General features: G+C 57.9%; 8 protein-coding genes and 1 pseudogene. 2 read left to right on the forward strand and 7 right to left on the reverse strand.

Annotated elements, in window-relative coordinates:
* Positions 1–225 precede the first annotated feature (225 nt).
* Both EO133_RS18500 and EO133_RS18505 read right to left on the reverse strand, forming a co-directional pair.
* Positions 226–1,215, reverse strand: a complete 990-nt coding sequence (locus EO133_RS18500) for an aldo/keto reductase (protein WP_127074132.1) — start codon at positions 1,213–1,215, stop codon at positions 226–228.
* 60 nt (positions 1,216–1,275) lie between these two features.
* Positions 1,276–2,172 (reverse strand): aldo/keto reductase, encoded by an 897-nt coding sequence (locus EO133_RS18505; protein ID WP_127074133.1) that lies wholly within the window; start codon positions 2,170–2,172, stop codon positions 1,276–1,278.
* A gap of 103 nt (positions 2,173–2,275) precedes the next feature.
* On the opposite strand from EO133_RS18505, the gene EO133_RS18510 reads away from it, so the two are divergent.
* Positions 2,276–3,166 carry a LysR family transcriptional regulator gene (locus EO133_RS18510; RefSeq protein WP_127074134.1) on the forward strand — a complete coding sequence of 297 codons (891 nt, stop codon included), beginning with the start codon at positions 2,276–2,278 and terminating at the stop codon, positions 3,164–3,166.
* Positions 3,167–3,536: 370 nt separating this feature from the next.
* Here EO133_RS18510 and EO133_RS20360 read toward each other — a convergent pair whose 3' ends face one another.
* Positions 3,537–3,698: a hypothetical protein gene (locus EO133_RS20360; protein WP_164735099.1), complete on the reverse strand. Its 162-nt coding sequence runs from the start codon at positions 3,696–3,698 to the stop codon at positions 3,537–3,539.
* A 173-nt stretch (positions 3,699–3,871) separates the two neighbouring features.
* Here EO133_RS20360 and EO133_RS18515 point away from each other — a divergent pair, with 173 nt between their 5' ends.
* Entirely contained in the window at positions 3,872–4,096 is a 225-nt protein-coding gene (locus EO133_RS18515; RefSeq protein ID WP_127074135.1) for a protein kinase family protein, read from the forward strand.
* A gap of 434 nt (positions 4,097–4,530) precedes the next feature.
* Here EO133_RS18515 and EO133_RS18520 read toward each other — a convergent pair whose 3' ends face one another.
* The 4 genes and pseudogenes from EO133_RS18520 to istA form a co-directional block, all read right to left on the reverse strand.
* Entirely contained in the window at positions 4,531–6,870 is a 2,340-nt protein-coding gene (locus tag EO133_RS18520; protein ID WP_127074136.1) for a hypothetical protein, read from the reverse strand.
* Positions 6,871–6,955: 85 nt separating this feature from the next.
* Positions 6,956–7,471 (reverse strand): annotated as a pseudogene (locus EO133_RS20885) (alpha/beta hydrolase fold domain-containing protein); the annotation flags it as partial.
* An 82-nt stretch (positions 7,472–7,553) separates the two neighbouring features.
* Entirely contained in the window at positions 7,554–8,345 is a 792-nt protein-coding gene (istB, locus tag EO133_RS18530; RefSeq protein WP_127071376.1) for an IS21-like element helper ATPase IstB, read from the reverse strand.
* Complete coding sequence (istA, locus tag EO133_RS18535) at positions 8,335–9,861, reverse strand: IS21 family transposase (RefSeq protein ID WP_127071377.1); 1,527 nt, start codon at positions 9,859–9,861, stop codon at positions 8,335–8,337. The genes istB and istA overlap by 11 nt, the downstream gene beginning before the upstream one ends.
* Positions 9,862–9,975: the final 114 nt, after the last annotated feature.

A 9,975-nucleotide genomic window follows, 5' to 3' on the forward strand; every position in this document is an offset into this window, starting at 1 on the left:
GCAAAGGCGTCGAACGCCGAATGTCCGCTCTCGCTGCTTCCCTGCTACAACCGGACAGGCCACGAACGCCCCCACGTTGCAGTTGCGGCAGTTTTGGAAGCCCCGCAGGCTGACCGACATGGGATGGAACTCATACTGGCGGCTTTTTGCTTCGAACCTCATACAGCTGCCGAAAGCGGCGCGTTCTTGAGAGGGCGCCACCTTCCGTTTGAACGCAGAGTCTTGCTATCGGCCCGCCATAGCCTTGTTTTCGGGCGGATAGCGATCTCCTGACATTTCGATACCGGCAAGTGCGGATCCGATTTCGCTCAGGTCGGCGGCGTCCAGAACCAGTTCGGCAGCACCGATATTTTCTTGTAGGCGATGCACCTTGGTGGTGCCGGGAATAGGCACGATCCAGGGCTTTTGCGCCAACAGCCAGGCCAGCGCCACTTGTGCAGCGCTCGCCTGCTTTCTTGCAGCCATACCGTTCAAAACCTCAACGAAGACGGCATTGGCCTGACGGTTCTCGACCGAGAACCTTGGCTGCTTGCTGCGGAAATCATCGGCGCCGAAGGTCTGGTCGGTGCTGACCGTGCCGGTCAGAAAGCCCTTGCCCAGTGGTGCAAATGGCACAAACCCGATGCCCAGCTCTTCGAGCAAGGGAAGGATTTCGGTTTCCGGCTCACGGAACCACAGCGAGTATTCGCTTTGCAGTGCCGTCACCTTCTGCACCGCATGTGCACGGCGGATCGATTGTGCACCGGCTTCGGACATACCGAAGTGCCGGATCTTGCCCTGACCGATCAGATCCTTGATGGTCCCGGCGACGTCTTCCATTGGCGTATCGGGATCCACGCGGTGTTGGTAGTAAAGATCGATATAGTCGGTCTGCAGCCGCCGGAGCGAGCCCTCGACCACCTTGCGGATATGGTCGGGCCGACTGATCGTGTTGCGGGCAAAGCCGCCGCTGTGTTCGATGTCGAAGCCGAACTTGGTGGCGATGACAACCTGCTCACGCACCGGGCGCAACGCCTCGCCCAAAAGGTCCTCGTTTGCATAGGGGCCATAGACTTCGGCCGTATCAAAGAACGTTTCCCCAAGATCGACAGCGGCGCGGATTAGCTTGATGGCCCCCTCGCGGTCCATCGCCGGACCGAAGGCGGCGCTCATGCCCATGCAGCCCAGCCCGATGGCCGAAACCTCAAGGCCCTGTCCCAAAATTCTCTTTTTCATTTCGTCCTCCTATGAGAAGTGCAAGTTTCCCAGCCAGTCAGTGAGAGATTTCTGGGCTGTCTATCCCTGCCAAGGCTCGGCTTCAGGGATTTCGCGGCTGAAGTTGTCCAGACCTATCATGTCGGGATCAGGACCGCTTCGAACGCCGGTATCAAGGGCATCGATGGCCCCCATCTGTTCGGCGGTCAGCTCGAAATCGAACACGTCGAAATTCTCGGCCATCCGCGATGGCGTCACCGATTTCGGGATGACCGAGCGACCACGCTGCAGACCCCAGCGCAGCATCACCTGGGCTGCGGTCTTGCCATGCGCTTGAGCGATTTCAAGGACTGCAGGATCGTCCAGCGTGCTTTTGTCACCACCACGATAAAAGGTAATGCCGCCGATGGGCGACCAGGCCTGGGTGAGGATGCCGTGCTGATTGTGCAAGCGTTCAAGATCGGACTGCTGGAAATAGGGATGCAGCTCGATCTGGTTGACAGCGGGGACAATTTTGGCCCCATCCAGCAGGCGCTCAAGGTGATGCGGCATGAAGTTGCTGACGCCAATGGCGCGCACCTTGCCGTCCGCGAGAAGAGTTTCCAGAGCGCGGTAGGCGCCGCGCGTTCGCTCGAAGTCCGGTGCCAGAGGCTGATGCAGGATCAGCAGGTCGATCTGCTCGACGCCCAGCTTGCCCGCACCCTTTTCGAACCCATGTAGCGTTTCGTCATAGCCGAAATCGTTAATCCAGATCTTGGTCTCGATAAAGACATCGGCGCGCGCCAGGCCCGAGCGGGCGATAGCCTCGCCGACACCACGCTCATTGCCATAGGCGGCGGCGGTATCGATGTGGCGATATCCCACCCGCAACGCTTCGGCGACAGCCGCACGTGTCTCCTCGGGCGGGGTCTGGAACACGCCATAACCGAGTGCTGGCAACTGGACGCCATTGTTGAGGGTAAGCAAGGGAACGGTCATGATGGATAACTCCTATAGGAACATGGCCATAACCTAGTGCTTGTGCGGCCATGCGATTAGATGGTGTAATCGGCATGAGCTTATGCACCTGGAGCAATAATCCGTGCGCGAAAACATCAACGATCTGTTCGCCTTCGTTGCCGTGGCAACAGACCAGAGCTTCACGCAGGCCGCCGCGCGTCTGGGCATATCGCAGTCCTCGCTAAGTCGGACTGTCCGCAGGCTGGAAGAACAAATCGGCGTGCGGCTTTTGACTCGCACGACGCGCAGTGTGTCGCCCAACGAGGCCGGGCAGCGCCTGCTGGCCAGCGTCGGGCCGCGGCTTCACGAAATCGAAGCTGAACTGATCGCCTTGAGCGCATTGCGCTCCCGACCCGCCGGGACGGTTCGCATCACCGCCAGCGAATATGCAGCGGAAACCGTTCTCTGGCCGAGGCTCGCAACAGCGCTGCACGACTATCCCGATGTTAAAGTTGAGATCGTCAGCGAGAACGGCTTTGTCGATATCGCCGCGCAGGGGCTAGATGCGGGCGTGCGACTGGGGGAAAGTGTCGAAAAGGACATGGTCGCTGTTCGCATCGGGCCTGACGGGCGGCTTATCCCAGTTGCCTCTCCTGACTATCTCAAAGCGCACGCCAAACCTTCCACGCCCCAGGACCTCGTAGCACATACTTGCATCAACCTGCGGCTCATCGGTAGCGGGACGCTCTATGCCTGGGAGTTCGAGCGCGAGGGGCGCCCATTGCGGGTGCGTGTCGACGGTCAACTGACCTTCACCTCAATCGCCCTGTCGGTTGACGCCGCCATCAAGGGCTATGGCATTGCATTTGTCCCTGCGGAAGCGGCCACCGCCGCGATTGAGACCGGCAAACTTGTTGCGCTGTTGGAGGACTGGTGCCCACCGATATCGGGCTTTCACCTCTACTACCCCAGCCGCCGTCAGCAATCGCCAGCTTTCCAGATCGTGGTCGAGGCGCTGCGGCACCGGGCCTAATTGCAAAATTGAAGTGGATTGGCAGCTTTGGGCGCTATTCTGGTCAGTGACCAACGTCAGCAATGAAGTCGGTAGCTGAGCGGCAGCTTTCTCCGTTCCCTCGCCAAAGCCGGACCGTCCGGATACGGCCCCCTTCCCGCCGTCCTGGGAGCAAATCGGATGGCAAGTTGCGGGCGACGCCGGAAGCACCCCAGACAGTGACGATCTGATCGCTAAAGGAACGGCGGCAGTTTACTGAGGTCAAATGAGACCAGAACAGCCACCGCCAAAATGGGCCCTCTGCCTTAAAGCGGCAGGAAATTGCCATCAATCTGCGCAGACCCCAATGCACCGCAAACAGCGTCGCGATCAGCTGATAACTGGCAGGCTGTTAATCTAGCACAGCGGCATGGGCAGGCCCGCTCATACTCACGGTCCGCACCCCAGTATAAACCGGAGAAAGATTGCGGACTGTGCCCATGGCCAGCCCGCGCAACTCCGCACGTATGCCGAACATCACCGAGACCATGGCAACGGGGACCCATGCAGCCAATGTGTCCTGGTCAAACTCAGCAAGCTCGGATCTGCAGAACACAGTCTGCGTGTGTGTAGAACATGAACGCGATAGCCATGAGCAGCAACGTAGTGCCCGACGTGTTGCACATATCGGCAAACTGCCGGGGAAGGCTAGCACTTCAGCTGTCGGGAGCGACTTGAGCAGTCGCTATGACCGCCAGGCGCCTCAGAGCTCAACGTTGCCTAGTTTCCCCTCGGAAACGTGTCATCGCCATCGCGCCGCAAAAGCTCGCTCAAAGGGTCTGGCGGATCGATCGGGTGGTAACCATTCTCCAGCTCATCGATCAAATTGCGGATGGAGGCTTCTCGAACGTCCGCGCATTCAGCCTCGCGACGGTGGAGTGGGAGGCGCTCGAGCTCGGCCAGCAGTTTTGAAAGACGCCGAATGCGTGCTTTGCGTTCGCTTGTTTTCGGACCAGCTGAAGGGACGCGCATCAGTGAGCTTTCCGCTTAATGTGATGAGCAAAGTCCTGCCATGCCTCCATGAGCAGGTCCAGGGAAGTTGCTAAGTCTGGATTTTGCTCAGCTATCGTTGAAAGGATTTTGATTTCCTCATTGATCTGCTTGAGAAGCCATTCTGGCCCGTCGCCAGTGCCCTGGGGGAAGAGGCGGTACTTATAGAGAGTTTCTCTCGACAGCGTTATTCGATCGCTTGGCCTGTCGTGACCCACCTTCTCTGACCTTTTCGTTGATCCCTGATTTCCCGCCATAATGGAGCGCGCCTCGCGATCTCCCTCGGAGCGCTACTAGGCCATGCGATTCAGCAGTCGTCAAATAACTGTCATCTGCCGGCTAGCCTTGTCGCCTTTTCAGGCAGCCTCCCAGACTTGGTTCAAGATGCGGGCCGCAAGGGCAGCCTTATCTTGAGGCAGAAATCGTCCGTAGTGCTGAGCCACCATGTCGGGAGTGTCCTGAATGGCATAGGACGCCTGCTCGTAGGAACCTGTTTGCTTTAAGATATGAGTTGCCAGAACGTCTCGCACATTGTGTGGGCCATGCGGCAAGAGCCCTTTGATGGCCCCGCGACCAGTCCATGGATTATAGATGCCGTACCGCTGTATCGTCAGTCGCCAAGCCTCATAGAACGTTGTTTGGTTAAAGGCGGCGTTGCTCGAGGAAACCTTAACGGTTTTGACAAAGAACGTCTCAGGGTCGACCGCTCCGTTAAGTAGGCGAGCGCGATGTCGGTCGATATAGGCTTCGAGATAGGCATAAAGCTGCCCAAGATCCGGCAAAATCAGTCTAAACGGTTTGCTGCCAAAAAAGGATGAGTGAGCATTCTTAAATGCCACTGCGGGGATCAAGACCTCCCAACCATCGGCCTTTTCGCTCCAGCGGAGCTCCCCACATTTGAGCTCCTCGAGCTGACGCTCACTTCTTGGAATTTGACCGCGGGGACAAACCAGCAATTGGCGAAGGTTCTTTTGCCGCAAGCCAAGATGCAGGCCTAGCCGAAGAAGCAGGAAAGACCGTACGGCCTCTGCAGCTGCTCTTGGATGCCGACGTTCATCGGGCATCAGTCGCAATATCTCCTCAGTAATCTTTCGATATTCGGCGACGGGGCTGTCAGCTTCAAGCACGGCGAGAATAGGCTCGAAAGGATCGCGATGGACCTTGGCGACCCGCTGGATCTCTTTTGCGCGGTTGGTGCCATGCTTGAACATCACATCGCATGCCTGATCCCAATTGTCCTGAGCGCGGCGAACTTCAGCCTCGGAAACCAGACCGGGGATGGCCGAGACACGCTGAGCTAAATGAGGCGTTTGCCGGAGCCATCCTGTCTCTTCTCGTACGAGGGCAAGGCCAATACGCAGCATGTCCTCTTCCCAAGAGGTGAAAAATCCACGACGCTGCTCACGCCATTGCAAGTACCAGTCCCAGACGGCCGGAAATACGAGCATGCCAAAGGACAGGGCCCGTAGGGGAAGGCCAAGGCCGCGGATGCCCGAGGTGGGTGAGGCAGAAAAGGCCCCAAACATAAGTCCCAGATGCTCAATCTTTTGTGCCGCGGTTTCCTCGTTCCAGACGCCATTGCGCTGATACCCAAAGCTTGTCAGGGTTGACGTCTTAAACCTCAGAAGGTCAGCCATCTCCGCTTCAAGCTGGGCAGGCGCAGCGCGGACGCCTTGTCTCAGATCTGGATCGTGTTCGGTACGGTGATCGATTTCCTCCTCATTGGCTGGCACCGGCCGCCGGGGTGTACCAAGTCCCCGAAACCGAATGGCATAGCGCTGCCGCGCAGCGTTAGCTTGATAGCGGCGGTATTGGGTTGAGCCTGAAATAATGACTTCTCGGACCCATTTGATGATTTCGTCCTGCTCGGCCTTCGGCCGAAAGCTAAAGTCTTCAGGCAGGTGCCAAGCAAGGCGTCGCTGCTCCGAGGGTGGAATGCCGCTGATCTGCGGGCGGGACACTGATCGCGCGCGGTGCGAGAGTTTCTCTTTGAAATAGCCTTCAGGCAGTCTGTAGCGGGCCTCGATGCGGCGCAAAATTTCAAAGCTGGCTTCACTGCGCGGCACCCGATGGCCCGAGCACCAGGACACAATCGTCTTGCGATCAAATGTCTCCTCACGCGCTACGATGGCGCGGTGGAGGTGCCAGGCTGTATCACCATGTCGGCGCATGTGCAGCCCGAGGGCCATCGCGAATGTCTCCGGTTCTTCCCAAGCCTCCCAAAGAGGCTTGGGGAAGGCTTCGATGGTTCGCGCAGGAGGTTTGGTATCCTTGGTCCGTCGCGCAGCATCGTTTGCAAGAGCTTGCACGGACATGCGCCCTTTGGCAGAGGATCGCTTTGTGGCCTTTCTTCGAGGAGGCCGGCGCCGAGGTTTATCGCCAGTTTCGTGTGGCGCCAGATAATCCTTGGTGGCTGGCTTGTTCGCGAGTGTGCGAATGAGCGCTTCGATCAAGGGGCGTAGCGCTTTACGTGCGCCATCCATATGCTCCTCGGGGATGCCAACATCAAAACCTAGTGTCGTCCAGTCGATACGATGAGCGCGTCCCGGTGGATATCGATGACCGTCAAGCAGGCCAATGAAGTATCGTCTCAGCCGTTCAGTCGTTGACCATCCGAGGAGAGGTAGAACGCGAACTTCGCAATATTCGGTGATTTTGCGGGCTGTAAGAATGGATGTATTGGAAGCCTTGGTCATGGCGAATGTGCGTAGAAAAATTCAGCATGTGTTGGCGAATTAATGCTGTGTGTCAGCGGTAGGGGCGCCAAATGGCTGCTAACGATCATAGATGCCGTTGGAGAAACCTGATGACTTCTGGCATGATCGCAGACGTGTCGACACCCCAAAAACAATGATCGCCGCCCTCGATTTCTGAGAGCTCTACTTTTACACGGTGCTGCCGAAGGGCTTCTGCCAATTGGCGTGCCTGCCCAACTGGCACGAGCCGATCTTGATCGCCATGTTGGATGAGGAAGGGAGGCAAACCACTTCTGACAAAGGAGATTGGCGATGCAGTTCTCGCCAAGTCCTTATGCTTCTGGATGGGCCCGCCAATTAACAGCGATTCCGGCGATGAAGCGTCGTCGTGGCTAAACACAGCATTGGGTGGTCGCTGACGATCCATACTGGGTAAGTCAGTAGGGCCATACCAGTCGATAACGGCTTGGACGGCGCTTGAGGGTCCTAGGACGCCAATATCGCCTTCCATCTCAGCTCGTCCGCTGGTGGTACCAAGCATGCATGCAAGGTGTCCGCCCGCGCTCTCGCCCATTGCAGCAATTCTGTCCGGATTGATGTCGAGTGCTGTTGATTTCCATTGAGAAGTGACCCGGTTTTTTCACCGAGAATTGACCCGCTTCATTGATATGATTTGGGTTCGGTCACGTGGTCAAGTTCGGTGTTTTCTCCTTTTTGGTTTTGTCGGTTTTCGCCGAGCTGTTTTTGAACCGGAAGCTGTCATTGCCGGTTTCGAGGATGTGGCAATGATGGGTGAGCCTGTCGAGCAATGCCGTTGTCATTTTGGGATCCCCGAACACGCTGGCCCATTCGGCAAAGCTCAGATTGGTGGTGATGATGACGCTGGTGCGCTCGTAAAGCCTTGAGAGCAGATGGAAGAGCAAGGCGCCTCCAGACGCGCTGAACGGCAGGTATCCGAGCTCATCGAGAATGACCAGGTCGGAATGAATGAGCCTGTTGGCGATCTGACCGGCCTTGCCCTGGGCTTTTTCCTGTTCGAGCGCATTGACCAGCTCAACGGTTGAGAAGAAGCGCACCCGTTTGCGATGATGCTCGATGGCTTGAATGCCCAGGGCCGTTGCGATGTGGGTCTTGCCTGTTCCCGGACCACCCAGGAGGACGACGTTGTCGGCTTTCTCGATGAAGGCGCCGATATGGAGCTGACGCACCAGAGCTTCATTGACCTCGCTGCTGGTAAACTCAAAGCCCGAGAGATCCTTATAGGTGGGAAAGCGGGCGACCTTGAGCTGATAGGCGATCGACTTCGTCTCGCGTTCGGCCATCTCAGCCTTGAGCAATTGCGAGAGGATGGGCACAGCCGCCTCAAAGGCTGGAGAACCCTGCTCGGTGAGTTCACTGACCGCCTGAGCCATGCCTGCCATTTTAAGGCTCTTGAGCATGATGACCAGAGCTGCACTTGCCGGATCATGACGCATGGCGCACCTCCCGATCAGTGCGAAGGGTGTCGTAGCGTTCGACATTGGCCTGCGGCTCCTTGCTCAGGGCAAGCGCCTGCGGCGCCTGGACCGGAGGAACGGTTCCCGGTTTGGCATCGATGAGCCTGTGCAGCAGATTGAGAATATGGGTCTTTGTGGGCACCCCGGCGTCGAGCGCCATCTCGACAGCTGCGAGCACTGCCTGTTCATCATGATGAAGAACGAGGGCCAGAATCTCGACCATCTCCCGATCACCACCGGGTTTGCCCAAAAGATGGGTCTGGAGGTGACGGAACGCTGCCGGCAGTTCGGCAAAGGGTGCACCATTGCGCAATGCACCGGGCTTGCGCTGGATCACGGCCAGGTAATGACGCCAATCATAAACAGTTTGCCCGGCCCCATGATGCCGCTCGATGATCCGCGTGTGCTCGCAAACAATTTGCCCTTCGGCGACAACAACGATGCGGTCTGGATAGACCCTGACGCTGACGGGTCTGTTGGCAAACGAGGCGGGTACGCTATAGCGCACGCGCTCGAGGTGAACCAGGCAGGTGGGCGAGACGCGCTTGGTGTGCTCAACAAACCCATCGAAGGCCCGCGGCACGGCCATCAGATATTGGGCTTCAACCCTCCATGCATCGGCAACCGTTCCCGGTTCGGTGCCATGAGCCATCTCTTCCCATAGGGCCACGCAGCGCTGCTCGAGCCAGAGGTTCAACTCATTGAGCGAGTTTGCACGCGGCAGGGGTTGGAAGAGCCGGTGACGAACATCCTGCACGTTCTTTTCCACCATTCCCTTTTCCCAGCCGGCTGCGGGATTGCAGAACTCGGGCTCGAACAGAAAGTGGCTAGCCATGGCCGAGAACCGGGCATTGACCTGACGCACCTTGCCGCGCCCGACCTTGTCGACCGCACTTCGCATATTGTCGTAGATCCCCCGACGCGGAACGCCACCAAAAGCCTTGAAGGCCTGGTTATGGGCATCAAACAGCATCTCGTGGGTCTGGAGCACATAGGCTCTCACGACAAAGGCTCGGCTGTAGCAGAGCTTGGTGTGGGCCACCTGAAGCTTGATGCGCTCCCCTCCAATCTGCGCCCAGTCCTCGCTCCAGTCGAACTGGAAGGCCTCTCCGGGATCAAAGGCCAGAGGAACGAACACGCCCCTTCCGGTCGTGTTCTGTTCGCGCAGGCGCTCCTCTTTCCAACGGCGGGCAAAGGCTGCCACACGGCCGTAAGAGCCATCGAAGCCCAAAGCCACGAGATCAGCGTGGATCTGCTTGATGGTGCGCTTCTGTTTGCGCGGCTTGCGGCTCTCAGACCGCAGCCAAGCGGAAAGCTTCTCGGCGAAAAGATCGATCTTGCTCGGTCGATCGGGAACACGAAACTTCGGCTCGACAGCCTCAGCCCTGAGGTATTTGCGGATGGTATTCCGGGACAAACCCGTGCGCCGTGCAATCTCCCGGATCGATAGGCCGTCTCGGAAATGCCAGCGCCGGATAACGCTCAAAAACGCCATGTCCAACACTCCATAAACTCCCGCCCAAAACGAGCAGGATAGCGTTCAAACATGGGTCAGTTCTCAGTGAAAATACCCCCCAAAACCGGGTCACTTCTCAGTGGAAATCAACAG

The sequence above is a fragment of the Pelagibacterium lentulum genome (assembly GCF_003992625.1).
GTDB lineage: Bacteria > Pseudomonadota > Alphaproteobacteria > Rhizobiales > Devosiaceae > Pelagibacterium > Pelagibacterium lentulum.